Below are 26,040 nucleotides of genomic sequence, written 5' to 3'. Positions count from 1 at the left end.
CGCCGCTGTTGCAGACCGTGTCCCGAGGCGGCGGGGGTCTCCGGGACCGGATCGGCCCCTCCTCCCCGCCCGGTGAAAGGCGCCCCTTCATGACCGTCCCGCTCTCCATCCTCGACCTGGCCCACATCGGTGAGGGGGAGACCGCCGGGGACAGCTTCCGCGCCAGCGTGACGCTGGCGCAGCGCGCCGAGGCGTGGGGTTACCGGCGGATCTGGTACGCCGAGCACCACAACATGCCGTCCATCGCGTCCTCGGCGACCAGCGTGCTCATCGCGCACGTGGCCGCGCACACGCGGACGATCCGCCTCGGCGCCGGCGGCGTCATGCTGCCCAATCACTCCCCGCTGACCATCGCCGAGCAGTTCGGCACCCTCGAGACCCTGCACCCCGGCCGCATCGACCTCGGTCTCGGCCGGGCGCCGGGCAGCGACCAGCAGACCATGCGGGCCCTGCGCCGCACCCCGGCGGCGGCCGACGGATTCCCGCAGGACGTCCTGGAACTGCAGGGATATCTGACGGGCGAGTCCCGGATCCCCGGTGTCGACGCGACCCCGGGCAAGGGCACCGACGTGCCGCTCTACATCCTCGGCTCCTCGCTGTTCGGGGCCAAGCTCGCCGCCGCGCTCGGGCTGCCGTACGCCTTCGCCTCCCACTTCGCCCCGGACGCCCTGGAGGAGGCCGTCGAGGTGTACCGGCGCGAGTTCACCCCGTCCGCGCAGCTGCGGGAGCCGTACGTCATCGCCGGGGTGAACGTCATCGCGGCGGGCACCTCGGAGGAGGCGCAGGAGCAGTTCCTGGAGGCCAAGCGCAGGCGGGTGAACCTGTTCCTCGGGCGGGACCGGGCGTTCACGCCGGAGGAGGCCGACCTGGTCCTCGCCTCCCCGGCCGGGCGGCAGATCCTGCAGATGGCCAGGTACTCGGCCGTCGGGACCCCGGCCGAGGTGACCGAGTACCTCGGCCGGTTCGCCGAGCACGCCCGGGCCGACGAGCTGATCGTCGTCTCCGCGGCCCCCGGCAGGGAGGCCTGGCTGCGCTCCCTCGAACTGCTGGCCAAGGAGTACGGCCTGGCCCCCGCCTGACGCCGGGGCGCTCCGCGGGACGGCGTTCCGACTCCCGCGCGCCACCGCCCGGAGAACACCGCCCGGAGAGCACCGCACGGCGGCGAATTCGTTCCGAACCATATGCGCGCAGCGGTTGTCGAACCCGTTGGAACGGTCCGGCTCCACCAGGGCGCCGGTGCCGTTCCGGAGAGCTGGAGCGTGCGGGATGCGGTTCACCGGGGAGTCGACGAAGAGCACGGCGCGGCGGCGCCGGCCGGTGCGGGCGGGAGCGCGGTGGGATTCCGCGAGACTCCTCGTCGCGGCCGTCCTGACGGCGGTGTGCGCCGCCGGCCAGGGGACCGGTTCCGCCGCGGCCGGGACGGCCGGCGCCGGCCCGACCGCGCCCCCCGTTCCCGCCGCACGGCCGTCGTCCCCGGGCACCGCTTCCCCCGCACCGGGGACGCCGCCCCGGCCCGCGCCCGCCCTACCCGCACAGGAACCCGCCGTACCCGCCGTCCCGATGCAGAAGCCCGCCGTACCCGCGCAGAAGCCCGCCGCGCCCGCCGCCCCCGCGCAGGAACCCGCCGCCCAGGCGTCCGCCGACTGCCGCCGGATCAAGTGCGTGGCGCTCACCTTCGACGACGGTCCGGGCCGGTACACCGGCACGCTGCTGCGCCACCTCGCGGCGTACCGCGCCCGCGCCACCTTCTACGTGGTCGGTCGGAACGTCGCGGAGAACCCCGGCGTGGTACGGCGGGCGGTCGAGGCCGGGCACGAGATCGGCAACCACACCTGGTCCCACCACGACCTCACCAGGCTGCCGGCCGCCGCGATCCGCGCCGACCTGGCCCGCACCGACCGGGCCGTCGAGAGGGCGGCGGGCGTCACGCCGGAGACCGTCCGGCCGCCGTACGGCGCCCACAACACCGCCGTCCGCAGGCAGACGAAGCGTCCCGTGGTCCTGTGGAGCGTGGACACCGAGGACTGGAGGCACCGAGACAGCTCCGCGGTGGCACGCAGGGCGATCAAGGGGGCGGCTCCCGGGGCCGTCATCCTGTTCCACGACATCCACCCCACGACGGTGAAGGCGATCCCGAAGGTGCTGAAGAGCCTCTCCGCGCGCGGCTACCGGTTCGTCACCGTCAGCGAGCTGTTCGGCGGGAAACCGCCGAGACTCGCCTACGGCGGCCGGCGGGACGCGCCGGGCTCCCGGCGCTGACCGGCGCCGCGAGGGGAGGACCGCGTCGAGAGGAGGACCGCCTCCCACCGGCCGCACCCGGCCCTCCCCTGACGACGCCGCTCAGGACGGCGGCCAGTCCCTCACCGCCGCCGCCAGGCGCGCCACCTCCGGGTGGTCGTCGCCGAGCGCGAGGCGTTTGATGCGCAGGGCCTCCCGGTACCGCCGCCCGGCCTCCCGGGCACGGCCCCGGAGCGCGTCCAGGTGCGCCAGGTTCACCAGGCACACCGCCACCTCGTAGTGGTCGGCTCCCAGACGCCGGCGGAAGACGGCCTCGGCCCGGAGCAGCGCCTCCTCTGCCTCGTCGTGCCTGCCCTCGGCCGCGAGCACCGCGCCGAGTACCGCCAGGTCTCCGGCCACCTGCGGGTGGGCGGGGCCGAGCACTCCGCTCCGGAGCCCGATCGCGGCTCTGGCGTGCTCCTCGCCGCCGGGGACGCCCCGGGCGTGCGCGAGCCCCGCCAGGTTGTGCCGGGCGTCGGCCTCCATCAGGGGATCCCCGCCGTGCCGTTCCAGTAGGAGCAGCGCCTCCCGGTACCGGGCGCCGGCCTCGTCGTGGCGGCCGGTCTCCTTGCACAGCACCCCGAGAGTCAGCCGGACGGCCGCCCTCCGCGCGTGGTCGGCCTCGCCCACCAGGGCCAGCGCGCGGCGCAGGTGTCCTTCGGCCTCGCCGTACCGGGCCTGCCTGCGGCCGACGTCGCCCATCCGGACCAGTGCGTCGGCGAGCGGCCCGTCGCGCCCCGGACCTGGAGGGAGCCCGGTCAGCAGTTCCGCCGCCTCGCGGGCGCACCCGTACGCGTCCGCGTACCGGGTGAGCCCGTGCCAGAGCGTCGCCAGCTCCACCAGGAGCGGGGCCCGCCCGGCGGGGTCCGTCCGGCGGAGCACTCGATCCGCCCGCCGGGCCCATCGCTCGCCCTCGGCGTACCAGCCGCGTTCGCAGCAGTAGCCCCCGCGGAGCAGGCACCGCCGGATCACCCGGATCCGGCGGCGCCGTACGAGCCGCTCAGTCGGCGTCAAGGGGCGGTTCGCAGTGGTTGGCGATGCGGATGGCCTCCGCCGTACCGCTCATCAGCACGACGAAGAGCGGTACGGCCAGCGCGACCGCCAGCATCCCCATCCTTCTGATCATCCGCATGTCTGCTCCTTCCGTCGGGGAACTCCGCGGACATCGTGATCCGCCGGACTTGCGGCCCACTTGGAGACGGCTGCCGCGCCGCCGCGGGCATTGACAGCCGCGTGAGGCCCGGGTTACGAATCGTCCCGGAGAAATCCGTCGCCGCGTCACGGCGTCAGTGATTGTTAGCGCTCACATCCACCGGCCCGCCCGCGCCTTCACCCCCGGAGGGAGACCTCCGCATGGAAAGGACCAGCCGATGCCCGCGACGTCCCGCCCCCCGCACCCCCCGTCCCCGTACCGGAGGGCGGCCATCGCCGTGACCGCGCTGCTCACCGTGCTCGCCGCGCTGCTGCCGGCCGGCGCGGCCCAGGCCTCCCCCGCCGTGCAGTACACCAACCCGCTGGCCGCGCAGCGCGCCGACCCGCACATCTTCCGGCACACCGACGGCTACTACTACTTCACCGCGACCGTCCCGGAGTACGACCGCATCGTGCTGCGCCGGGCGACCAGCATCCAGGGCCTGGCGAGCGCCCCCGAGACGGTCATCTGGCGCAGGCACACCAGCGGCGAGATGGGGGCGCACATCTGGGCGCCGGAGATCCACTTCATCAACGGCAAGTGGTACGTCTACTTCGCCGCCGGCCGCGCCGACGACGTCTGGAAGATCCGGATGTATGTCCTGGAGAGCTCCGCCGCCGACCCCCTGACCGGCGGCTGGACCGAGCGGGGCAGGATCGCCACCCCCTGGGACACCTTCGCCCTGGACGCCACCACCTTCATCGCGAACGGCGTGCGCTACCTGCTCTGGGCTCAGCAGGAGCCCGGCATCGCCACCAACTCCAACCTGTACATCGCCCGCATGGGCGCCAGCCCGTGGACGATCACCGGCGCCGTGACCAGGCTGACCGTGCCGACGCTGGCCTGGGAGACGCGCGGCCACAAGGTGGCCGAGGGCCCCGCGGTGCTGCAGCGCAACGGACGGCTCTTCCTCACCTACTCCGCCAGCGCGACCGACGCCAACTACTGCCTCGGCATGCTGACCGCACCGGCCTCGGCCGACCCGCTGCAGGCCTCCTCCTGGACGAAGAGCGCCGCCCCGGTCTTCGCCACCAGCGCGGCGACCGGCCAGTACGGCCCCGGCCACAACTCCTTCACCGTCTCCGAGGACGGGCAGAGCGACATCCTCGTCTACCACGACCGCAACTACCGGGACATCACCGGCGATCCGCTCGGCGACCCCAACCGCCGCACCCGGGTGCAGAAGGTCCACTGGAGGTCCGACGGCACTCCCGACTTCGGGATCCCGGTGCCCGACGGGGCCACCCCGGTGCGGTTGACGTCCTACGGCACCGCCGGCGGTGCGATCCGCCACTGGGAGTACCGGGTACGCCTGGAAGCGGACGTCACGCCGCTGGCCGACTCGCAGTTCCGGCTCGTCACCGGCCTCTCGGGATCGGGCACGGTCTCCCTGGAGTCGACCAACTTCCCCGGCTACTTCCTGCGCCACCGCGGCTTCGCGGCATGGGTGGAGAAGAACGACGGCACGAGCCTGTTCAGGGCGGACGCGAGCTTCACCCGCCGCAGCGGCCTCTCAGGATCGGGCACGGTCTCCCTGGAGTCGGCCAACTTCCCCGGCTACTTCCTGCGCCACCGCGCCGGCCTGGTCTGGGTCGAGCGGAACGACGGCACAGCCGCCTTCCGGGACAGCGCCTCCTTCATCCTGGAATGACCACCGCGTCCGGGCCGGAGGCGCCTCCGGCCCGGACGGCATCCAGGCGGCGGGCGGCGCCATGTCGGTGCCGTCCGCCGCGGTGGTGCGTCCGCGCCGTCACCGCCGGCGGCGGAGAGCCCGCTCGCGCAGGAAGAGCAGGCTGGTGAGGACTCCCAGCAGCACGAGGGCGGCGTTCACCGCGATGGCCGCCTTCAGTCCACCGAGCACGGCCGACGCGGAGGTACCGGTGATCGCCGACGTGGCGATCGCGCTCATGATCGGGGTGCCCATGGTGATGCCGACCTGCTGGGTCATGGTGGCCAGGCCGGTCGCCAGGCCCTGCTCGTGGTCGGGCAGGCCGGAGGTGGCGGTGATCATGAATCCGACGATGACCAGCATGTTGCCGACGCCGCCGGCGAAGGTGGCGGCCAGCAGCAGCCACATCCAGGAGCGGTCGTCCCCCAGGCCGAGCAGCGCGACGGTGAAGACCGCCTGCACCAGCCCTCCGGTGACGAGCGCCGAGCGGGCGCCGATCCTGCCGATGATCCGCGGCGCGATCGAGCCGCCGACGACGGTGCCGGCTCCGAGCACCCCGAAGGAGAGCCCCGCCGCCAGCGGCGAGAAGCCCAGCACGTTCTGCAGGTAGAGCGTCAGCAGGAAGACCAGCGACGTCTCGGTCAGGAAAGCGATGAGCCCGGCGACGTTCCCCCAGGCGACCGTCCGCCTGCCCAGTACCGCGGGGGGCACCAGGGGCGCGTCCGACCGGAGTTCGACGAGGTGGAACACGACCAGCAGCAGTCCGCCCGCGGCCAGCGGGACGAGGGCCTCGGCCGTGCCCCAGCCGTGCTCCCCGGCCTGGGTGAGGCCGAAGACGACGGCGAGCAGACCGAGGGTGACGCTGACCGCACCGGGCACGTCCAGCCGAGGCCTGCTCGCCGGCCTGGACTCCTTGATCACGATGGGGGCGGCGACGAGTACGAGCACGGCCACCGGCACGTTGACGAAGAACGCCCACCGCCAGGAGAACAGGTCGGTCAGCACCCCGCCCAGGACGGCCCCGGTGGTGAAACCGGCCGACATCAGCGCGCCGTTGAGGCCGAGCGCCCGCTCCCGCAGCGGGCCTTCCGGGAAGGACGTGGTCAGCAGGGAGAGCCCGGCCGGGGTGACCGCCGCAGTGGCCAGCCCCTGGAGGACGCGGGCGACGATCAGTACTTCCGGGCTCTGCGCCAGGCCTCCGATCAGCGAGGCGGCGCCCAGTACGGCGAGCCCGCCCAGGAAGATCCTGCGACGGCCGAAGAGATCCGCCAGCCTGCCGAACAGCAGGGTGAACCCGGCGGCGCAGAGTGCGAAGGCGGTGGCGACCCACTGCAGGTGAGCCAGCGGGAATCCCAGTCCTTCGCCGATGACCGGCAGTGCCACGTTGAGGATGGAGAAGTCCACCGCCAGCATGAACTGGGCGGCCAGCAGGAGGACCAGCACCAGCAGCAGCCGGGGAGTGAGTCTCCGGGGCGCACCCGGCGGTGCGGCCCCGGCGCCGGGGGCGCGCGCGGTCCCGGCAGTGTCCGTGGTCCCGGCGGTGTCCGTGGTGTCGGCGGTGTCGCTGGTGTCAGTGGTCGGCATGATCGGTGAAGCCCTTCTCTCGGTTGCCGTGACGAGAGAAGACTCATCGGTCTCCCGGCGGCCGGCCAGGACCAGGCGCAGGCCGGTGTCCGCGAGGGTGGTCATTCCATGACCAGGCTTCCGCCGCCTCTCCGCGGTTCCCGGCGCGCATCATGGAACCTATGGACACGAAGAGCGAACTGGGTGATTTCCTCAAGAACCGGCGGGCCCGGCTGAGCCCGGAGGAACTGGGGCTCAAGGCGTACGGCACGCGCCGTCGCGTGTCAGGGCTGCGCCGCGAGGAACTCGCGATGCTCGCGGGGGTGAGCGTGACCCACTACACACGCCTGGAGCAGGGGCGGGCGGCGGGTGCCTCCGACTCCGTGCTCGACGCGCTGGCCCGCGCCCTGCGGCTGACCGAGGACGAGACGGTCCATCTCAAGCGCCTGGCCCGGCCGCCGGCGTCCGCGCGGCCCGCCTCGCCCCGGCCCGAGCACGCCACCCGCTCGGCCCGGCGGCTGCTGGACGCGATGACCGAGGTGCCCGCCCTGGTGCTGGACCGCAGGAACGACATCCTGGCCTGGAACCGGCTCGGCCACGCGCTGCTCGCCGGTCACCTCGATCCCGCCGCTCCCGGCGGCCCGGCCGCGCGGCCCAACCTGACCCGGATGCTCTTCCTCGACGAGCACTTCCGCGAGCTCTACCCGGACTGGTCCGAGGAGGCCACGCTCGCCGTCGCCTCCCTGCGCCTGGCGGCGGGACGCCATCCGGACGACCGCAGTCTGGCCGAGCTCGTCGGCGGGCTCGTCATCCGGAGCGAGGAGTTCGCCGCGCGCTGGGCCCGGCACCCGGTGCGCACGTGCACCTCGGGGGTCAAGCACTTCCACCACCCGGTCGTCGGCCCGATGGAGCTGCATTTCGAGAACCTTCTCATCCCCGGAGACCTCGGGCAGCGGATCATCGCCTACAGCGCCGAACCGGGTTCGCCCTCCGAGTCCGCGTTGCGCCTTCTCAGCCTCTCCGCGCCCGGCTTCGAGCCGGTGCGGGAACCGGACGCGTCACCCGGCCGCGGCCGGAGCGAGGCCGGGGCCGCCGGCGCCCCGCCGACTAGACTGCCATCATGACCGTTGTCGACGAGCCGGCCGCATCCGGCCCCGCACCGTTGACCCTGGCCCAGCTGGCCGAGCTCGCGGGAGTGTCCACCGCGACGGTCTCGAAGGTGGTGAACGGCCGCTCCGCGGTGGCGCCGCAGACCCGCGCCCTGATCGAAGACCTCATCCGCGAGCACGGTTACCGCAGGCAACGGCGGCGCGTCAGTCCGGCCGCCGTCGTGGAGCTGGTCTTCCACGAGCTCGCGGGCGACTACCCGACGGAGATCATCAAGGGGGTCGGCCAGGTCGCGCACGAGCACCGCCTGGCCGTGGCGGTCTCCGAGCTGCAAGGCCGGCACACCCCGGGGAACGACTGGATCGAGGACGTGCTCAACCGCCGCCCGACCGGCGTCATCGCGGTCTTCTCCAGCCTGACCGAGGCTCAGCGCGACAGGCTCACCACCCGGGAGATCCCCCTCGTCCTGCTGGACCCGCTCGGCGACCACGGCCAGCGGGTCCCTTCGGTCGGGGCGGGCAACTGGAACGGCGGGCTCTCGGCCACCCGCCACCTGCTGGAGCTCGGGCACCGGCGGATCGCGATCATCACGGGCCCCGCCCACGCGCTGTCCAGCCGCGCACGGCTCGACGGCTACCGCGCCGCGCTGGACACGGCCGGTGTGCCCGTCGACCAGGACCTCATCTGCCAGGGCGACTACCAGATCCAGGACGGCCTGACGCACACCGGCCGGCTGCTGCGCCTGCCCGATCCGCCCACCGCCGTCTTCACCTGCAACGACGGCCAGGCCATCGGCGTCTACCACGCGGCGCACGAGCTGGGCCTCCGCGTCCCCGACGACCTGAGCGTCATCGGTTTCGACGACATGCCGTCGATGCGATGGGCCATCCCGCCGCTGACCACGATCCGCCAGCCGCTCACCGAGATGGCGGCGGCGGCCACCGCCATGCTGGTGACGCTCGCCGAAGGCGATCCCCTGCAGCGAAACCGCCTCGAGTTCGCCACGGAGCTCGTCGTCCGCAGCAGCACCGCTCCCCCTAAGCGCTAGAGTCCGAATCTGCGCCTGTACTCCAGGGGGGTGAGCCCGATCTCGCGGCGCATCAGCGCGCGCAGATTGGCGGCGGTGCCCAGCCCGCTGCGCCGGGCGACCATCTCGAAGCGCGGCTCGCCCCGCTCGATCAGCCGGCAGGCCAGGGTGAGCCGTTCCCCGGTGAGCCACGCCAGCGGCGTGGTGCCCAGCTGCGCCCGGAAGCGGCGGTGCAGTGTCGCCGGGCTGACCGCGGCGTGCGCCGCGAGATCGGCCACCGTGAGCGGGGCGTCCAGCCGCTCCTGCGCCCAGGCCAGGACGGACCCCAGGGACTCGTCCGGCGGGTCGGGCACGGGGCGCTCCACGAACTGCCGCTGCCCGCCGTCGCGGTGCGCGGCGAAGACGAGCCGCCTGCTCACCGAACTGGCGATCTCCGCGCCGTGGTCACGGCGGACGATGTACAGGCCGAGATCGAGCGCGGCCGCGCTCCCCGCGGCGGTGAGGACGTCGCCGTCGTCCACGAACAACACGTCGGTTTCGAGCCGGACGGAAGGGAAGCGGGCCTGGAAGGAGTGCGCCCACTGCCAGTGGGCGGTGGCCCGGCGTCCGTCGAGCACCCCGGCCTCGGCCAGGGTGAAGGCACCGCTGCAGAAGCCGACCAGGCGGGCGCCGCGCGCGTGTGCCCGCCGGACGGCGTCGAGTACGGCGGGGCGGCGGGGCACCTCGACGTCGGGACGGTTGGGGACGATCAGCGTGTCCGCCGAGTCGGACGCCTCCAGGCCGGCGACTCCGGTGAGCGTGAAGAACCCGTCCCTCATCAGGGTGCGCGGTTCAGGGGAGCAGAGGCGGAAGTCGTAGAGATCGCGCCCGATCTCGGGCCTGCGCAGGCCGAAGATCTCGGTCGCGCAGCCGAGTTCGAAGGGGTTGGAGTTCTCGTCCACGATCACGACGACCCGGTGCGCGCCCGCCGTGCGGGCGGCGTGCGAGAATCCTTGCGCCATGTGCTATTCCTAGCACTCACCCCGGTCGGGGCCGATGGGCCAGGCTTCTCCCATGAGCAACGAACCCATCGCCCTCGGCACGGCACTGGCCTCCTTCGACGCCCTGTGGAGCCCCCGCATCGTCACGCGCGTCAACGACTACGACGTGCGCATCGCCAAGGTCCAGGGCGAGCACATGTGGCACGTCCACGCCGACACCGACGAGTTCTTCCTGGTGCTCGACGGGGAACTGCACATCCGGCTGCGCGAGGCCGGCGGGGAACGCACGGTCCGCCTCCCCCGGGGCGCGGTGTTCACCGTCCCCCGGGGCACGGAGCACAAGCCGCACGCTCCCGGCGGCGCCGCGATCCTCATGTTCGAGCCCACCGGGACATCGACGGTCGGCGATCGCCCCGCCGGGATCCCCGGCCACATCGACGCCACCACAGGACACGTACTCGGCTCGTGAGGACGGGCTGTTGCGCGCCCGGTTGATGTCAGTGAGGTCGGACGCCTCGTGCCGATGGACGTCCGCATGCCCCGCATGGACGGCCTGGCCGCGACCCGGGAGCTCGCCCGCCGCTCCCCGGCGACGCGCGTCGTCGTGGTCACCACGTTCGAGAACGACCAGCCGGTCTGGGGCGCCCTGCGCGCCGGCGCCGTCGGCCACGTGCTCAAACGCGCACCCGCCGCCGAGCTGGTGGAGACCGTCGAGGAAGCCGGGGCCATGGTACGACAGGGATCGAGGTCGCGCCCAATTTATACATATTTAGTGGGGTGTGCGGAGAATGTGGCGTTTTACGGGTAGGGGAAGGAGGCAAGGAGCGGGGGTGAGCGTGCGGCAGAGCCGCTCGAACCGCTGAATCCCCGAACAGCGCACGACAGCCGCCGGGCATGCGCGAACGCTTACGCAGGCGCTCCCGGAAGCCCTGCCGTGCGGAGGGAGCCGAACATGGAACATCCGCGTTACGGGCAGACCCAGGAGGCGGTGCGCGATCAGGTGACGCCGTCCCAGGCACGTCAGGACGCCCAGATGGCGCAGGACCGGCCGATGGCTGACGGGCCCCAGCCCACCGGCTGGGTGGGCTGGGTGGTCTTCGCCGGCATCACGATGATGGTCCTGGGATGCTTCCAGGCCTTCATGGGCCTGGTCGGCGTCTTCAACACCGACTTCTACCTCGTCACCGCAGGCGATCTGGCGATCCCCGTCAACTACACGGCCTGGGGCTGGTTCCACCTGATCATGGGGGTGGTCGTCGTCCTCGCCGGCGTCGCCGTCATGTCGGGCAAGACGTGGGGGCGCGCGGTCGGGATCTTCCTCGCCGGGCTCCAGGCGCTCGTCAACTTCGCCTGGTTCCCCGCCTACCCGTTCTGGTCGGCGATCGTCATCGCCGTCGACGTCCTGGTCATCTACGCACTGGCCGTCCACGGCAGGGAGATGAAGTCATTCAGCAGAAACGGCCTCCTGTAGGACGTCGCGTTCGCCCGGCGAGCACGGGAAAGAGCCGACCGGCTCTCCCCCGTGCTCACCCGTCCCCTCGTGCCCGGCGGATACCGGCGGGCATGCACGGTGACCTTGGCGGGAGACGTCATCGGCTCTTCCTGCCTCCGCGGCCGATCAGCACACCGATCAGCAGGCCGATGGCCGTGCACGCCACCAGCGTGATCCACAAAGGGGCGGTGATCACCATCGTGAACAGCCGGATGGCCGTATCCTGCCGATTCTGCAGGATGAAGACGACTGCCAGTACCGAAAGAACAAGCGCCAGCCACACGCGTGGCGGCATCGCACTCAACCAGCCCGCTGGTCTCTGCTCTGTCACGGATCCCCCCGATGCGTGCAGCGGCTTTGGTCTCTGCCCTACCCCGAAATCGCAGCAGGTGCCCGTTCGGCGGATCCGGACACGGAGACCACCGGCGCCGGATGCCGTCCCGCCGGGCGATTCGTCCCGCACCTCCGGCGCCCTGTCGGATGTCGGCATGGTCTATTGCGGGTCCCGCTCCGCGGGACGGCCGGTCCCGGCTCCGCGACCGGTGCTCCTCAGCCGGGCGGCGGCGCCTCGTCGCGGCGGCCCGGCGGCCCGGAGCCGTGCGCGGCCAGGGCCGGCAGAACGAGCCGTACCCGGGTGCCGTGTCCGAGGCGGCTGTCGATGGCGACCTCGCCGCCGTGCATGGAGGCGATCTTCTTGACCAGGGGGAGGCCCATGCCGGTGCCGCCGGCCCGCTGCTCGGCGTCGGCTCCGCGGTAGAAGTCGTCGAAGACGTGCTCGAGGTCGTGCGGACCGATGCCGACGCCGGTGTCGGCCACCTCGATCACCGGAGCCGGGTCGGCGGTGACGGTGACGGTGATGCGGCCGCCGGACGGGGTGAAGGTGACGGCGTTGTCCAGCAGCTGGTTCAGGGCGTGGCGCAGATGGCCTGCATCGGCCCAGACCGTCACCGCGGCCGGAGCGTGAACCGCCACGGTCGGCGGGTCGTCGGCGTGACGCCGGGCTGCCCGGCACTGGGCGGTGACGGTACGCACGGCCTCACGGGCCAGGGCCGCCAGGTCGACGCGGGCCGGGTTGAAGGCGGCGCTGCCGGCGTGCAGGCTGGTCACCAGCAGAAGCTCGTTCAGCAGGTGCTCCAGCCGTACGCTGTTGCGGTCGATCACCTCCAGGAACCGCTGCTGATCGTGGGCGTCCACCTCGCCTTCGCACATCAGCTGCATCGAAGAGCGGATCGAGGCCAGCGGCGTGCGCAGCTCATGGTTGATCGTGCGCAGGAACTGGCTTTTCATCTCGTCGATCTGGTGCAGGCGCTCGACCTGCTGCTTCTGCTGGAGCAGGAGGCGTTCGCGGTGCTCGGTCAGCTCGTGGTGGTCGGTGACGTCGGTGGCGATGCCGTCGACGAACAACCGCGTCCCCTCCCTGCGAGGGAAACCGCGTGCCCAGATCCACCGCATGACGTCGTCCAGGCCCAGGATGCGGAACTCGATGTCGGCCCGCTCCCCGGTGCGCAGGACATCGAGGAAGGCGGCGTACGCGGCCTGGTCGTCGGGGTGGATCCAACGGGCGATCAGCTCGGGCACGTCGGCGCCCTCCGGTGCCGGATGGCCGAGCAGGGGGGCGGCCGCCCGGCTCTGGTAGATCGAGAAGAACGAGCCGTCGGCGGTCACCTCGACGCTCCACACGTTGTCGCTGATGCGGGAGATGACCCGGTCGAAGCGGCGGTGGCTCTCGGCCAGGGCCAGCCGTGAGGCGATCTCCGGCTCGATGAGGGCGGCCAGGTCCTCCAGCGTCCGCACCTGCTCGCGGCTCCAGGCCCGGGTCCGGGTATCGATCGCGCACAGCGCGCCGATCACCTGCCCGCCGGGTGCGTTCAGCGGCACTCCGGCGTAGGCTGCCGGCTGCCCTCCGGTGCTCTCCAGGAGCTCGCACGCGCGCTCCTCCCCGCGGGTGTCGCCGATCACCAGCGGCGCGTCGTCGGCCACGACGTACCGGCACAGCGACTGCGACAGGGGAACGCTCCTGACGGCCCCCGAATCGACCGCTCCCGCCGCGCTGATCACGACCTGCCGGTCCTCGGTGATCAGCGTCACCGCCGCGGCCGGCACCTCCAGCAGCCGGACCACCAGCCGTGTCACCCGATCCAGCGCCGGTGGGGCCGGAGCGTCCAGCAGACCGGTCGCGTACAGCATCCGCAGCCGTTCCCGGTCACCGACGCGGTCTCCGCCGTTCACCTCCACGGCACACCGCCTTTCATCCTCTTCATACCCATATGAGGACTTTCACCTAATCGCATCATCGAGAGACCGCTGCCAGGACGATGGCCGGCGACGTCCAGAGGACGACCCGTCCCGGGGCGGTCAGGCCGGAGTCACCCATAGGCCCGGTACTCCCGAAGACATCCCACAGTGCTGAGCGTCAAGCCCGCAGCACCACGAGACGCCCCTCGGAACGCCGGATACTTCTGGAGCAGCGCGGGATTCTGTCGGTGGCGGGTGGCATCATCGGCCGATGTCCGAAACCAGTACGTCGATCGCGTCCTTCTGGGACGGCTTCGCCGCCTCCTTCTCTGGGGGCGGTCGCGGCCGCGGGGCTGGCCGGATTCGCCGGCAACGAGCTGGTGGCCCGCTACCGCATCCGCGTCGGCCGCAGGATCGGTTCGGCCGCGCTGGTGGCCGACGGCCTGCACGCCCACGCTGACGGCTTCACCTCCCTGGCGGTGCTCCTGAGCGCCGGCGGCGCCGCGCTCGGTTTCCCGTCGGCCGACCCGATCGTCGGCCTGGTCATCACGGGGGCGATCTGCGTGGTGCTGCGCGATGCCGCCCGCCAGATCTACTACCGGCTCATGGACACCGTCGATCCCGCGCTGGTCGCCCGGGCCGAGCACGTCCTGACCGGTGTGCCCGGCGTCCAGCGCGTCGGGGCGGTACGGCTGCGCTGGGTCGGGCACACGCTGCGCGCCGAAGTCGAGATCGCGGTGCGCCACGACGCGCTGCCGGCCGAGGCGCACGCCATGGCGGTGCAGGCCGAGCACGCTCTGATGCACGAGCTGCCCCGGCTGCGGGCCGCCACGGTGCACGCCGATCCCGACGGCCCGGCCGGCACCGATCACCACGCCCCGCTCCTGGCCCATCGGTAGCGGCCCGGAGCGTCGTCGGCCCACCGGGCCCGGCACGGCGGACCGGCCGGCCGATACGACCGCGCCGGAACCTGCGTCGGTGCGGATCCCCGAGCCTCGATTTGAGAAACGATAATGATTATCAGTACTGTTGTTCGCCGTCGCCCGTTCTGCGGCGACGATCCCCTTCGTGACAACGTCAGAAATCGAGGTCGTTCCCCTTGTCCCGAGATGAGGAACTTCAGACCGGCAAGGCCAGGCGCGCGTGGATCGCCGCCGCACTGGCGCTCATCGTGGTCGTGGGGGTGACCGTCGGCGTCGCGACGCGGTGGGGCCGGGGAGGTGAGAACACGTCGTCCCCGAGCGGACCGCAGCGCCGCGGCGCCGAGCTCGTCATCGCCGTCGGGGACGTCGCCGGCGGCGAGTTCGACCCGTTGAAGGGCTGGGGCTCCAGACCCGCGCAGATCCGGCCGATCCACAGCTCGCTGCTCACCATCGACGCCGACGTCGACTTCGTCGGCGACCTGGCCTCGGAATACTCCGTGAGCGACGACGCGCGGACCTGGAGCTTCACGCTCCGCGACAACGCCCGCTGGTCGAACGGCGAGCCGGTCACCGCCCGGGACGTCGTCTTCACCTACGAGATGCTGAAGAAGGACGGCACACGGTTCGACCTGACGTTCGTCGACCGGATCACCGCCACCGGCGAGTCCCGTGTCGAGTTCCATCTGAAGGAACCGCGGTCGACCTTCGTCAGCCAGCTCTCGGAGATCCCGATCCTGCCCGCCGCCCACTACGGCCCGGACTACTCGAAGAACCCGATCGGGTCCGGTCCGTACACCGTCGCCGACTACCAGCAGGGGCAGCAGCTCATCCTCACTGCGAATCCGCACTGGTACGGGCAGCGGCCGCGGTTCACCAAGCTCACCTTCCTGTTCCTGGGCGAGGACGCGGCGCTCGCCGCCGCCCGGGCCGGGACCGTCGACATCGCGTACGTCCCCCCGGCCTTCGCCGACCAGCGCGTCCCCGGCATGACACTGCAGCGCTTCGAGAGCATCGATTCCCGCGGACTGTCACTGCCGACGCGGCCGGCCGGCGGCAAGGGGAAGATCCAGGGCAAGGACGTAGCGGTCGGCAACGACGTGACCGCGGACCCGGCGATCCGCAAGGCGCTGAACATCGGCCTCGACCGCGACGAGATCACCGAGATCGTGCTGCAGGGCCACGGCCGCCCGGCCCACACCCTCGTCGACACTCTCCCGTGGTTCAACCGGGAGGCGGCCTTCGAGGACGGCCGGGCCGACGACGCCGAGCGCGTCCTGGCCGAGGCCGGCTGGCGCGACTCCGACGGCGACGGAATCGTGGAGAAGGCCGGGAAGAAGGCCGGGTTCACACTGATGTACCCCTCCGACGACAAGCTCCGCAGTGATCTGGCGCTGGTGGTGGCGGAGCAGGCGCGCACGCTCGGCATCGAGATCACCGCCAAGGGCGGCACCTGGGACGGCATCTACCTCGACGGCAAGGCCAACGCCGTGACCTGGGGCGGCGGGCGCCACCACGCGCACCAGCTGTATTCGATGTACTCATCGAAGACCATCGACACCGGCTACAACAACATGCCGCAGTACGCCGACCCGACGGTCGACGGCCACCTCGACCGTGCCCTGTCGGCCGCCACGCAGGAGGAGGCGAACGAGCACTGGAAGCGGGCGCAGTGGGACGGTGAGAGCGGCTTCGCCGGCGAGGACGGTGACGCGCCGATCATCTGGCTCGTCCGGATCGACCACCTCTACCTCGTCCGCGACGGGCTGCACCTCGGTGACCAGCCGATCCACGGCCACGGGCACGAGTGGGCGCTGTTCAACACCATCGCCCAGTGGCGCTGGGAGAAGTGAACGCCCGCCGGCCGGCCGGGGCGGTGCCCGTCATGCCGAGACTGATCCTGCTGCGCGTGCTGCGCCTGGCGAGCCTGCTGGCCGGGGTGTCGGTGCTCGCCTTCGTCCTCGTCCGCAACTCGCCGATCGACCCGATCCAGGCCTACATCGGCGCCGACGTGGACCTCACCGACGAGCAGCTGGCGAAGTTGCGCGAGCGGTGGGGGCTGGACCGCTCGCCGGTCGAGCAGTACCTCGCCTGGGCCGGCACCCTGCTTCGGGGCGACTTCGGCACCTCGACGCTGTACAAGGCTCCCGTGACCGACGTCATGGGAGCCCGCTTCGGCGCCTCGCTCGCGCTGATGGCGGTCGCCTGGACGCTGTCCGGGGTGCTCGGATACCTGCTCGGGGCCGTCGCGGCGATGCATCGCGGACGGCTCGCCGACCGGGTCGTCTCCTGGTACAGCTACACCCTGTCCGCGACGCCCGCCTTCTGGCTCGGCATCGTCTTCCTCGTCGTCTTCTCCGTGTGGCTCGGCTGGTTCCCCGTGGGGCTCGCGGGACCGCAGGGCGTCCCGGCGGCGGACGTCACGTTCGCCCAGCGGCTCCACCACTTCGTGCTGCCGGCGATCACCCTGTCCGCCGTCGGCGTCGCGAACATCGCCATGCACACCCGGGAGAAGATGACGGACGTCCTGAACAGCGACTACGTGGCATTCGCCCGCGCCCGAGGCGAGACCGGCGCGCAGATCTTCAAAAACCACGGGTTCCGCAACTCCGTGGTCCCGGCGGTGACCCTTCAGTTCGCCTACTTCGCAGAACTCTTCGGAGGCTCGGTGCTCGCCGAGACGGTCTTCTCCTATCCGGGTCTCGGCTCCACCCTGACCGAGGCCGCGCTCGGCGGCGACGTGCCGCTGCTGCTGGGCATCGTGCTGGTCAGCGCGGTGTTCGTCTTCACCGGCAACCTGATCGCGGACGTCGTCAACGCCGCGATCGACCCGCGGATCCGGAGGAGGGCATGAAGACGCCCACCGGTCACCGCCCGCGCCTGCGCGGCCGCCGGGACCTCGTCGCCTCGCTCTCCGTCGTGGTGCTCCTGGTCGCCTGCGTCCTGGCGGGCCGCCTCCTGCTGGACGACGCCGCGCTGCGGCCGAACTCCGCGCCGCGGCTGCTGCCACCGGGCCTGGAGCACCCGCTCGGAACCGACCACCTCGGCCGGGACCTCTTCACGAGAGTGGTGAAGGGACTCGCGCTCTCCCTGGGCATCGGCGTGCTCACCGCGGCGATCAGCACGGTGATCTCCGCGGTGCTCGGCATCTGCGCCGCGCTCCTCGGCCGGCGGGTCGACGCCTTCGTCTCCTGGCTCATCGACCTGTCCATCGGCATCCCGCACCTGATCTTCATGATCCTGCTCGCCTTCACCGTCGGAGGCGGGATCCCGGGCCTCGTCGCGGGCATCGCGTTCACCCACTGGATGTCGCTCGCGCTGCTGGTCAGAGCCGATGTGAAGCAGATCCGCGACGCGGAGTTCATCCTCGTCTCCCGCGGACTCGGCAGGTCACCGCTGTTCATCGCGCGCAGGCACGTCCTGCCGCTCGTGCTGCCCCAGCTCCTGGTCGGATTCGTCCTCATGTTCCCGCACGTGATCCTGCACGAGGCCGCACTCACCTTCCTCGGGTTCGGATTCCCACCGCAGACGCCGGCCATCGGCATCCTCCTGTCGGAGGGGATGGCGCACATCTCCAGCGGGATGTGGTGGCTGGCGGTGTTCCCCGGCCTCGCGCTCCTGCTGCTCGTGCTCGGCTTCGCGCGACTCGGCGACCGGGTGCGCGCGGTGCTCGACCCGGCGACGTCGAACGGATGAGGGTCCGATGAACACACCGATCCTGACGGTCTCCGAGCTCGGCGTCGGCTTTGTCCAGTACGCGGGCGGGCTGCGCACCCGGACGGTCCCCGGCATCACCGGCCTGGACCTCGAGGTCCGCGAGGGGGAGATCCTGGCGGTCCTCGGCGCGAGCGGATCCGGCAAGACCCTGCTCGCGCAGGCGATCCTCGGCATCCTGCCGCACAACGCGCACGTCACCGGTGAGATCCGGTACCGGGGCGAGCGGCTGACCGCCGCCAGGCGGAGGCGCACGCTCGGCCGGGAGATCTCCTACATCCCGCAGTCGGTGACGAACCTCGACCCGCTGATGCCCGTCGGCGGGCAGGTGCGGATCGGCCTCGATCCGAAGACCGCGGAGCAGGAGCAGCGCCGCCTGTTCGCCCGCTACGGCCTGGCCGACGAGGCGGCGAGACTGTACCCGTTCGAGCTGTCCGGGGGGATGCTCAGGCGGGTGCTCTTCGCCACGGGCGTCCGGGACACCGTACGGCTGGTCATCGCCGACGAGCCTACCCCGGGACTGCACGCCGAGGCCGTCGCGGAGGTGCTCCGGCACCTGCGCGAGCTCGCCGCGGACGGGGCCGCCGTGCTGCTCATCACCCACGACATCCTCTCGGCGGTGACCGTGGCCGAGCGGGTGGCGGTGATGAACGGCGGGCGCCTCGTCACCGTCGAGTCCGCCTCCGCCTTCACCGGGGAGGGCGACGGGCTCGGCCATCCCTTCGCGCGCGAGCTGTGGCGCGCGCTGCCGCAGAACCGATTCTCCGCCGGAGGTGTGGAATGGCGTTGGTAGTCAGCGGCCTCGATTACGGGCATCCGGGCGGGGAACCGCTCTACCGCGACGCCTCCTTCCGCGTGGAGGCCGGCACGGTGGTGGGTGTGACCGGGCCGAGCGGCAGCGGCAAGTCGACGCTCGGCGCGCTCCTGGCGGGAGACCTCCGGCCCCGGGCCGGCGAGATCACGGTCGACGGCGCCCCGCTGCCCGGACGCGGGTTCCGGCCGGTGCAGCTGATCCACCAGCATCCCGAGCGGGCGGTCAACCTCAAGTGGCGGATGCGCTCGGTGCTGCGGGAGTCCCATGCGGTGCCCCGCGAGACGCTCGACCTGCTCGGCATCAGGAGCGAGTGGCTCGACCGCCGGCCGGGCGAGCTGTCCGGAGGCGAGCTGCAGCGCTTCTGCATCGCCCGCGCGCTCCATCCCGCCACCAGGTACCTCGTCGCCGACGAGATGACCGCCATGTTCGACGCGATCACCCAGGCGCGGATCTGGCACGCGCTCATCGGGATCGTCCGCGAACGCGGCCTCGGCATGGTCGTCATCAGTCACGAGCCGGCGCTGCTCGACCGGCTCTGCGACGAGCGGATCCCCGTCGAACGCCTCCGCGGTCCGGCGGGGAGCGCGCGCCGTTCCAGGTGGTCGCCGGCGGCCCGCGATGCCGCGGGGAGCGCGTGACAGATCATCGCCGCGTAGCGGACCCGGCAAGGCCCCGTCCCGGCGGGTGTAGCGTCCGATACGCGAAGTCGATCAGAAAGGTGCCCGCCATTGGAACCGCGAGCCGCACGGCCGGACATGTCGCGGAATGCGCGTGTCGGCAGATACAGCGACGTGGCGAGCGCGCTGGCGTTGCGCAGTGACCGGCGGCTCGCCGAGTCGCTGGAGAGGGCGCAGGTCCTGGGCTCGGGGGTCGGCGGCACCTCGGTGCTGCTGGACGTCCAGGGTGTGCCGGTCTTCGCCAAGCGCATCCCGCTGACCGACCTGGAGTGCCGGCCGGGCAACGTCATGTCCACCGCGAACCTGTTCGGGGTGCCTCCGTTCTGCCAGTACGGGGTCGTCGAGTTCGCCGGGCCGGGCTTCGGCGCATGGCGGGAACTCGCGGCCGGCGTCATGACGACCGGCTGGGTCCTGGCCGGGCGCAGTGCGGCCTTTCCGCTGCTCTACCACTGGCGGGTGCTGCCGGGAGCCCCGCCGCCCACCGAGGAGCACGCCGACGTCGAGGCGGTCGTGAAGTACTGGGACGGGTCACCGGCGGTACGGGACCGCCTCCACGCCCTGGCCGGCGCCTCGGCGAGCATCGTGCTGTTCCAGGAGTTCATCCCGCACACCCTCGACGACTGGCTCGCCGCCGGCCGGGACGCCGCGCTGGCGGCGACCGCCATGGTCGAGTCGTGCCTGCTCACCGACGTGGCCTTCATGAACGGCCAGGGGCTGATGCACTTCGACGGCCACTTCGGCAACATCCTCACCGACGGCGAACGCCTGTACATCGCCGATCTCGGCCTGGCGGTCTCCCCCCGGTTCGACCTGTCCGAGCAGGAGGCCGGATTCCTGGAGCGCAACCGGACCCACGACATCGGGTACGCGCTGATGCGGCTGGTCAACTGGCTCGTCACCGGCGTCTGCGGGGTGGAGACGCCACCGGACGGCGTACCGGTACGGCGCAACGCCTACATCCGCGCGTGCGCGGACGGCGCGGACCCCGCCGGTGCTCCGCCGGCCGCGGCCGCGGTGATCCGCCGGTACGCACCCGTGGCGGCGGCCATGAACGACTTCTACTGGGACCTGTACGGCGTTAGCAGGACGACGCCGTACCCGAGCGAGGAGATCGAACGCGCCCTGAGCGCTATGCGCCGGTCCCCCGGGCCCGGCGGCACTCCCGAAGCCCCCTCCCGCCGGAGGTCCCGGTGAACCTCGAGCAGAAGGCGTCCCTGCTGTCCGGCAAGGACGCGTGGAGCACCGAGCCGGTGGGCGGCACGCCCTCGGCCGTGCTCGGCGACGGCCCGCACGGCGTGCGCCGGCAGGCGGGCGGCACCGACCACCTGGGCATCCACGCGAGCCTGCCCGCCACCTGCTTCCCGCCCGCCGTCGCGGTGGGCTCCAGCTGGGATCCCGCCGTCGCGGGCCGCCTGGCCGCCGCGGTGGCCGCCGAGGCCCGCGCGCACGGCGTCCAGATCGTCCTGGGGCCCGGGGTGAACATCAAGCGCTCGCCGCTGTGCGGGCGCAACTTCGAGTACTACTCCGAGGACCCGCTGCTGTCCGGCGTGCTGGCCACCGCCCACGTGCGGGCCCTGCAGGCTCAGGGGGTGGGGGCCTCCGTCAAGCACTTCGCGGCCAACAACCAGGAGACCGACCGCATGCGGGTCAGCGCCGAGGTCGACGAGCGCACCCTGCGGGAGATCTACCTGCCCGCCTTCGAGCGCGTCGTCGAACAGGCCCGGCCGGCGACGGTGATGGCCGCCTACAACAGGCTCAACGGCGTCTACGCCGGTCAGCACCCCTGGCTGCTGACCACGCTGCTGCGCCGGGAGTGGGGCTTCGAAGGCGTCGTGGTCTCCGACTGGGGAGCCGTCAACGACCGGGTGGCCGCCCTGAGGGCCGGACTCGACCTGCAGATGCCCGGCAACCCCGCGGCCGACGCCGAGATCGTGCGGGCCGTCCGGGACGGCTCGCTGGACGAGGCGGTCGTCGACCGTTCCGCGGCCCGGGTGCGGGCCATGGCCGAGCGGTGGCGGGCCGGGCGGGCGGACTTCGACGCCGACGCCCACCACGCCCTCGCCCGCGAGCTGGCCGCCGAGTGCGCCGTGCTGCTGAAGAACGACCGCGCCGTGCTCCCGATCGGACCCGGCGTCGGGACGATCGCGGTCGTCGGCCCGTTCGCCACCGAGCCGCGTTTCCAGGGCGGCGGCAGCTCCCGCGTCAATCCCACCCGGGTGGACGTCCCGCTGGAGGAGATCAGGAGGCTGGCCGGGGAGCGGACCGTCACCACCGATCCCGAGGGCGCCGACCTGGCGATCGTCTTCGCCGGGCTCGCCGACGCCGACGAGTCCGAGGGCTACGACCGGACCGCCATCGAGCTCCCCGGCGAGCAGGTGGAGCTGATCCGCGCCACCGCCGCGGCGGCCCGCCGTACCGTCGTGGTGCTGTCCAACGGCGGCGTCGTGTCGCTGGAGGGCTGGCACGACGACGTCGACGCCGTCCTGGAGGGCTGGCTGCTCGGCCAGGCCGGCGGCGGCGCCGTCGCCGACCTGCTGTTCGGCGTGACCGGCCCGTCCGGGCGGCTGGCCGAGACCGTCCCGCTGCGCCTGCAGGACACCCCCGCCTACCTGAACTTCCCCGGCGAGCAGGCCACCGTCCGCTACGGCGAGGGCGTCATGGTCGGCTACCGCTACCACGAGACCGTCGAGCGGCCGGTGCGCTACCCCTTCGGCCACGGGCTCACCTACACCGCCTTCGCGGTCGGCGACCTCGCGGTGGAGGTCACCGGAGCCGACAGCGCACGCGCCGCCCTCACCGTCGCCAACACCGGCGGGCGGTACGGCAAGCACGTCGTCCAGCTCTACGTCGCCACGCAGGCCGGCCCCGTCCGCCGCCCGGCCCGGGAACTGCGCGCCTTCACCAAGGTCGCGCTCGGCCCCGGCGAGTCCACGACCGCGGCCTTCGACCTGGACGCCCGCGCCTTCGCCTACTGGGACGTCGCCGAAGGCCGCTGGCTGGTGGCGCCCGGCGAGTACACCGTCCAGATCGGCGAGAACGCCTCGGTGATCGTCGCAGAGGCGACCGTCGAGCTCGCCGGTGAGGTGCTCGCCAAGGAGCTGACGCTGGACTCCAGCCTCGGTGAGTGGCTCGCGCATCCGGCCGTCGGCCCCGCGTTCATGGACCGGCTGACCGCGGGCATGACCGAGGAGCAGCGGGCGCAGGCCGCCGAGCACGCCGGCATGCTGCGCCTGGTCGAGTCGCTGCCGATGCACCAGTTCCTGGGATTCCTCCCCGCCCCGCTCCCCGAGGAGGCCCTCGCCGAGCTGATGACCCTCAGCAGGCGGGGGACGCGCCACCGGCCCCGGGAGCGACGAGCGCTCTGATCGCGGCGGCTCTGCGGTGGATCTGCGGTGACTCCGCGGTGACTCCGCCGAAGCCGGAGCACGGACGGCTGACCGGTCGTCCCGGCCCACCCGCCTGACGGCGGTGCCCACGCGCGTCCGGCGGCCGGCTCATCGGAGCGGGTCGTCGAGGACGAAGCCGGAGCCCTCCCTCCGGACGGTCCCGGAGCGGGCCAGGTGGGTGGCGAAGAAGAGGCCGGAACGGTCGGCGAGGTCGTCGAGCACGCGGCGGCGGCTCTCCGCGGCGAGGGCGGGATCCTCGCAGAGGGACGAGGAGACGTCCGGGCGGAGCAACTGCAGGGGGTGGTGGACCAGGTCTCCCGCGATCACCGCGGTCCGGCCGCCGTCGGTGACCTCCACCACGAGGTGGCCGGGGCTGTGACCGGGGGCGGGCAGCAGCCGCACGCCGTCGTCGATCCGGTGGGCTCCGGTGACCAGGTCCAGCAGCCCGGCCTCCCGCACGGGCAGGAGGCACTCGCCGATCCGTTCGGCGTGCCGGGTACGGCCGGCCGCGAAGTGCCCGTACTCCGCCTCGGCCAGCAGGTGGCGCGCGCGGGGGAAGGCCGGTTTCAGGTCGTCGGTGGTGTGCCAGCCGACATGGTCGTGATGGAGGTGGGTGGTGACCACGACGTCCACGGATCCGGGTTCGACGCCGGCCTCGGCGAGGGTGGTCATCCAGCGGGAGGTGAAACCGGGGAAGGGACCTCGTCTCCCCCGCTTGTCTCCGCCGAGGCAGGTGTCGACCAGGATCGTGGTCCCGGCGCCCAGGACGGCGAAGCCGGTGACGACCATCGGCGCGCGCATGCCGTCCGTCGCGAGCAGCCGTTCCAGGTCGGCGGGCGGCAGGCCGGGGAAGAGGCGTTCGGGCGGCAGGACGTGCCCGGCCGCGTCGATCAGCGGGACGACGGTGCGCCGCCCGACGGTGACGGGCGGGGGCTGGGGCGGGACGTGCAGGCGCACGGGCTGCTCCTGGCGTGAGGGGCTCTGGGCCGGATGGGGATTTCCGAGAAGAGGCATCGCCGGTCAGGGTCACCCGGAGTGCCGTCAGCCGTGTTCGGCGTGGCCGCCGTGGTCGCTCACCTGCGCGTCGAACCAGGCGTGCAGCGCCGCCACCAGGGCGGGTTCCGCGGTGGTGTAGGTCAGCCGGGCTCCGCCGGGGATCTCGGCGTAGCCGACGTCGATGCGCCGGTGACCGGCGGCCAGCTCCTGCAGGCCGGGCATCTGCGCGCCGTGGATGGAGGCGGGGTCGCCGAAGTCACCGCGGCCGAAGCGCGCGGCCTCCTCGGTGAGGTGCTCGCGGATCAGGCGGATCTGGCCGGCGTCGGCGGGGTCGTCCGCGGTGACGGTCTGCACGCCGCCGTCGTCGGACCGGGTGAACCGGTGAGTGGTCCGGTCGAGGTCGAAGGGCATCACCGACCGGCCTCTGGCCGCCACCTCCTGCTGCCGGGCCGTGCCGCCGGCCGGTCCGGCCGGAGCGGTCAGCGCGATCGCCGCGGTCCCGGCGGCGAAGACGGCCACGGCGGCGGCCATGAGTGCGATCGTGCGGTCACGGTTCATCGACGGCCTCCGTGAGCAGGATGAGGGCGCGCAGGACCGCCTGGCGCTCTTCGGCGGGGATGCGGTCCAGGGCGGCACCGAAACGGGCCTGACGGGCCGCGGCCAGTTGCCGGGCGGCCTGCAGACCGGCAGGTGTGAGCCGCAGCAGGACGCCGCGGCCGTCATCGGGCGCGGGGGCCCGTTCGACCCAGCCCCGCCGGGCCAACTGGGTGACGATGCGGCTGGTGGTGCTCTTCTCCAGCCGCAGCCGGTGCACCAGCTCGACCTGCCGCAGCTCGCCCCGGCGGGCCAGCTCGCCCAGCGCGTGGGCCTCGGAGGTCGGGATGGGGACCCCGCACGGGGTGCGGTCCGGCTGATGGAGCCCGAGCGCCCGGACGAACCGGGACACGGCCTCCTGGAACTCTGACGCCTCAGACGACATGGTTCGACATTACAACCACATGGTTCGATAGTGCAACCAGTATGAAAAGGCCGTCCCGATGCACCCCTCGAGCGCCGATGGGACCGCGGCGCAGGCCTGCCGCGGCGCAGGCCTACCGCGCCGATGCCGATGCCGATGCCGATGCCGCACAATGGTTCGCCGACAGCACCGTCATCACGCGAGGAGCCCTCCGCCGTGTCCCATCCCTCCGCCGATCCGGCCACCGTGCTCACGACCCTGGCCGGCTACGGCGAGCGCTACCGGCTGGAGACCGATCCCGGCGCGGGCGAGGACTGGATCGCCGCCGACCGGCTGGCGGACCCCGCCGCCGAGGAGCTGACGCGGGTGCTGGAGGCCGAGCGGGCGGCCAGCGGCCAGGTGTCGGCGCACGCCACGGCGCTGACCGTGATGGCCGTCTACGCCGGCACGGTGACGGCTCCCGCCCTGCTGGCGTGGGCGCTGTACGACCAGGTGCTGGACGTCCGGCCGCACAACGTGCTGCTGCGGCTCGACGACCACCACGGGTTCGCGGCCGTCGCCCTGCGCCGGCCGCGCCTGGCCGACGTCTCCCGCATGCCCTCGGGCGAACGGCTGGCACTGCTGGTGCGCCAGGTCCTCGACGAGCACCTGTTCCCGGTCGCCGAGGCGCTGCGAGTGCGCAGCCGCGCCGGGCGGCGGCAGTTGCACGGCGGCATCGCCCACGGATGCGCCGCGGCGTTCGGTGCCGCGAGCAGGAGGCCCGGAGCCGACGTCGACCTGCTGCAACGCGCCCACGAGAGGTTCCTCGCGGCCTGCCCGCCGGAGCTGGCCGCTCTCGGGGAGATGGTCCGGCTCTCCGAGGCAGGCGCACGGGGTCTGTTCTACCTGCGCCGGACGTGCTGCCTGTACTACACCGCCGTCCACGGCGAGAAGTGCGCCAGTTGCTGCCTGGACAGCGCGGAGGACCGCATCGCCGGCTACCGCCGCGTCCTGGCCGGAGACGCGGCCCCGCACTGACCCGCCCCGGCATCCC

26 protein-coding genes are annotated in these 26,040 nt (G+C 72.6%); 17 read left to right on the top strand and 9 right to left on the bottom strand.

Annotation, left to right across the window (positions count from 1 at the left end):
- The first annotated feature begins 89 nt into the window (after positions 1 to 89).
- A complete protein-coding gene (locus IEZ07_RS24185) occupies positions 90 to 1,079 on the top strand; it encodes an LLM class flavin-dependent oxidoreductase (RefSeq protein WP_191896828.1) in 990 nt (329 codons plus the stop codon).
- A gap of 481 nt (positions 1,080 to 1,560) precedes the next feature.
- Positions 1,561 to 2,259, top strand: coding sequence for a polysaccharide deacetylase family protein (locus IEZ07_RS24180; protein ID WP_191896827.1), 699 nt, complete (start codon positions 1,561 to 1,563; stop codon positions 2,257 to 2,259).
- An 81-nt stretch (positions 2,260 to 2,340) separates the two neighbouring features.
- Here IEZ07_RS24180 and IEZ07_RS24175 read toward each other — a convergent pair whose 3' ends face one another.
- A complete protein-coding gene (locus IEZ07_RS24175; RefSeq protein ID WP_191896826.1) occupies positions 2,341 to 3,291 on the bottom strand; it encodes a tetratricopeptide repeat protein in 951 nt (316 codons plus the stop codon).
- The gene (locus IEZ07_RS35915; protein WP_255529579.1) at positions 3,278 to 3,409 is read right to left on the bottom strand and encodes a hypothetical protein; all 132 of its coding nucleotides are present in this window, start codon (positions 3,407 to 3,409) and stop codon (positions 3,278 to 3,280) included. Before IEZ07_RS35915 ends, IEZ07_RS24175 begins: the two co-directional genes overlap by 14 nt.
- A gap of 238 nt (positions 3,410 to 3,647) precedes the next feature.
- On the opposite strand from IEZ07_RS35915, the gene IEZ07_RS24170 reads away from it, so the two are divergent.
- On the top strand, positions 3,648 to 5,120 hold the full coding sequence (locus tag IEZ07_RS24170) for a family 43 glycosylhydrolase (RefSeq protein ID WP_191896825.1): 1,473 nt from the start codon (positions 3,648 to 3,650) through the stop codon (positions 5,118 to 5,120).
- Positions 5,121 to 5,219: 99 nt separating this feature from the next.
- Here the strand turns inward: IEZ07_RS24170 and IEZ07_RS24165 are convergent, their stop codons facing one another.
- A complete protein-coding gene (locus IEZ07_RS24165; protein WP_191896824.1) occupies positions 5,220 to 6,722 on the bottom strand; it encodes an MFS transporter in 1,503 nt (500 codons plus the stop codon).
- Positions 6,723 to 6,883: 161 nt separating this feature from the next.
- On the opposite strand from IEZ07_RS24165, the gene IEZ07_RS24160 reads away from it, so the two are divergent.
- Positions 6,884 to 7,825: a helix-turn-helix domain-containing protein gene (locus IEZ07_RS24160; protein ID WP_191896823.1), complete on the top strand. Its 942-nt coding sequence runs from the start codon at positions 6,884 to 6,886 to the stop codon at positions 7,823 to 7,825.
- Positions 7,822 to 8,856, top strand: coding sequence for a LacI family DNA-binding transcriptional regulator (locus IEZ07_RS24155; RefSeq protein WP_191896822.1), 1,035 nt, complete (start codon positions 7,822 to 7,824; stop codon positions 8,854 to 8,856). Before IEZ07_RS24160 ends, IEZ07_RS24155 begins: the two co-directional genes overlap by 4 nt.
- Here the strand turns inward: IEZ07_RS24155 and IEZ07_RS24150 are convergent.
- Entirely contained in the window at positions 8,853 to 9,836 is a 984-nt protein-coding gene (locus tag IEZ07_RS24150; RefSeq protein WP_191896821.1) for a GlxA family transcriptional regulator, read from the bottom strand. The genes IEZ07_RS24155 and IEZ07_RS24150 overlap by 4 nt on opposite strands.
- Positions 9,837 to 9,888: 52 nt before the next feature.
- Between IEZ07_RS24150 and IEZ07_RS24145 the strand changes: the two genes are divergently transcribed.
- The 3 genes from IEZ07_RS24145 to IEZ07_RS24135 all read left to right on the top strand — a co-directional run bounded on the left by IEZ07_RS24145 (position 9,889) and on the right by IEZ07_RS24135 (position 11,286).
- Entirely contained in the window at positions 9,889 to 10,284 is a 396-nt protein-coding gene (locus IEZ07_RS24145; protein WP_191896820.1) for a cupin domain-containing protein, read from the top strand.
- A gap of 54 nt (positions 10,285 to 10,338) precedes the next feature.
- Complete coding sequence (locus IEZ07_RS24140) at positions 10,339 to 10,623, top strand: response regulator (protein ID WP_191896896.1); 285 nt, start codon at positions 10,339 to 10,341, stop codon at positions 10,621 to 10,623.
- Positions 10,624 to 10,767: 144 nt separating this feature from the next.
- Positions 10,768 to 11,286 carry a DUF7144 family membrane protein gene (locus tag IEZ07_RS24135; RefSeq protein WP_204054517.1) on the top strand — a complete coding sequence of 173 codons (519 nt, stop codon included), beginning with the start codon at positions 10,768 to 10,770 and terminating at the stop codon, positions 11,284 to 11,286.
- A gap of 118 nt (positions 11,287 to 11,404) precedes the next feature.
- Here IEZ07_RS24135 and IEZ07_RS24130 read toward each other — a convergent pair whose 3' ends face one another.
- Together IEZ07_RS24130 and IEZ07_RS24125 are read right to left on the bottom strand one after the other, a co-directional pair.
- Positions 11,405 to 11,638: a LapA family protein gene (locus IEZ07_RS24130; protein ID WP_239320363.1), complete on the bottom strand. Its 234-nt coding sequence runs from the start codon at positions 11,636 to 11,638 to the stop codon at positions 11,405 to 11,407.
- A 218-nt stretch (positions 11,639 to 11,856) separates the two neighbouring features.
- Positions 11,857 to 13,542 (bottom strand): ATP-binding protein, encoded by a 1,686-nt coding sequence (locus IEZ07_RS24125; protein ID WP_191896819.1) that lies wholly within the window; start codon positions 13,540 to 13,542, stop codon positions 11,857 to 11,859.
- An 80-nt stretch (positions 13,543 to 13,622) separates the two neighbouring features.
- Here IEZ07_RS24125 and IEZ07_RS24120 point away from each other — a divergent pair, with 80 nt between their 5' ends.
- The 8 genes from IEZ07_RS24120 to IEZ07_RS24085 all read left to right on the top strand — a co-directional run bounded on the left by IEZ07_RS24120 (position 13,623) and on the right by IEZ07_RS24085 (position 23,032).
- Positions 13,623 to 14,441, top strand: coding sequence for a cation diffusion facilitator family transporter (locus IEZ07_RS24120; protein ID WP_191896818.1), 819 nt, complete (start codon positions 13,623 to 13,625; stop codon positions 14,439 to 14,441).
- 200 nt (positions 14,442 to 14,641) lie between these two features.
- On the top strand, positions 14,642 to 16,315 hold the full coding sequence (locus tag IEZ07_RS24115; RefSeq protein ID WP_204054516.1) for an ABC transporter substrate-binding protein: 1,674 nt from the start codon (positions 14,642 to 14,644) through the stop codon (positions 16,313 to 16,315).
- A complete protein-coding gene (locus IEZ07_RS24110; RefSeq protein ID WP_204054515.1) occupies positions 16,297 to 17,316 on the top strand; it encodes an ABC transporter permease in 1,020 nt (339 codons plus the stop codon). The genes IEZ07_RS24115 and IEZ07_RS24110 overlap by 19 nt, the downstream gene beginning before the upstream one ends.
- Entirely contained in the window at positions 17,313 to 18,158 is an 846-nt protein-coding gene (locus IEZ07_RS24105) for an ABC transporter permease (RefSeq protein WP_191896816.1), read from the top strand. Before IEZ07_RS24110 ends, IEZ07_RS24105 begins: the two co-directional genes overlap by 4 nt.
- A 7-nt stretch (positions 18,159 to 18,165) precedes the next feature.
- Positions 18,166 to 18,969 (top strand): ATP-binding cassette domain-containing protein, encoded by an 804-nt coding sequence (locus tag IEZ07_RS24100; protein WP_191896815.1) that lies wholly within the window; start codon positions 18,166 to 18,168, stop codon positions 18,967 to 18,969.
- Positions 18,957 to 19,628 carry an ABC transporter ATP-binding protein gene (locus IEZ07_RS24095; RefSeq protein WP_191896814.1) on the top strand — a complete coding sequence of 224 codons (672 nt, stop codon included), beginning with the start codon at positions 18,957 to 18,959 and terminating at the stop codon, positions 19,626 to 19,628. The genes IEZ07_RS24100 and IEZ07_RS24095 overlap by 13 nt, the downstream gene beginning before the upstream one ends.
- A gap of 153 nt (positions 19,629 to 19,781) precedes the next feature.
- Positions 19,782 to 20,861, top strand: coding sequence for a serine/threonine protein phosphatase (locus IEZ07_RS24090; protein WP_239320361.1), 1,080 nt, complete (start codon positions 19,782 to 19,784; stop codon positions 20,859 to 20,861).
- Positions 20,858 to 23,032: a glycoside hydrolase family 3 C-terminal domain-containing protein gene (locus IEZ07_RS24085; RefSeq protein ID WP_191896812.1), complete on the top strand. Its 2,175-nt coding sequence runs from the start codon at positions 20,858 to 20,860 to the stop codon at positions 23,030 to 23,032. The genes IEZ07_RS24090 and IEZ07_RS24085 overlap by 4 nt, the downstream gene beginning before the upstream one ends.
- 129 nt (positions 23,033 to 23,161) lie before the next feature.
- On the opposite strand, the gene IEZ07_RS24080 is transcribed toward IEZ07_RS24085, so the two are convergent.
- The 3 genes from IEZ07_RS24080 to IEZ07_RS24070 all read right to left on the bottom strand — a co-directional run bounded on the left by IEZ07_RS24080 (position 23,162) and on the right by IEZ07_RS24070 (position 25,028).
- Entirely contained in the window at positions 23,162 to 24,010 is an 849-nt protein-coding gene (locus tag IEZ07_RS24080) for an MBL fold metallo-hydrolase (protein ID WP_191896811.1), read from the bottom strand.
- 84 nt (positions 24,011 to 24,094) lie between these two features.
- On the bottom strand, positions 24,095 to 24,607 hold the full coding sequence (locus IEZ07_RS24075; protein ID WP_191896810.1) for an aspartate carbamoyltransferase: 513 nt from the start codon (positions 24,605 to 24,607) through the stop codon (positions 24,095 to 24,097).
- Complete coding sequence (locus IEZ07_RS24070) at positions 24,597 to 25,028, bottom strand: MarR family winged helix-turn-helix transcriptional regulator (RefSeq protein ID WP_191896809.1); 432 nt, start codon at positions 25,026 to 25,028, stop codon at positions 24,597 to 24,599. Before IEZ07_RS24070 ends, IEZ07_RS24075 begins: the two co-directional genes overlap by 11 nt.
- A 195-nt stretch (positions 25,029 to 25,223) precedes the next feature.
- Here IEZ07_RS24070 and IEZ07_RS24065 point away from each other — a divergent pair, with 195 nt between their 5' ends.
- On the top strand, positions 25,224 to 26,024 hold the full coding sequence (locus IEZ07_RS24065) for an IucA/IucC family C-terminal-domain containing protein (protein WP_191896808.1): 801 nt from the start codon (positions 25,224 to 25,226) through the stop codon (positions 26,022 to 26,024).
- The last annotated feature ends 16 nt before the right edge of the window (positions 26,025 to 26,040 follow it).

The sequence above is a fragment of the Planomonospora parontospora genome (assembly GCA_014647935.1).
In the GTDB taxonomy this organism is placed as follows: Bacteria; Actinomycetota; Actinomycetes; order Streptosporangiales; family Streptosporangiaceae; genus Planomonospora; species Planomonospora parontospora.
Note: the sequence above shows the minus strand (reverse complement) of the source record. Positions and strands in the feature narration are given on the sequence as shown.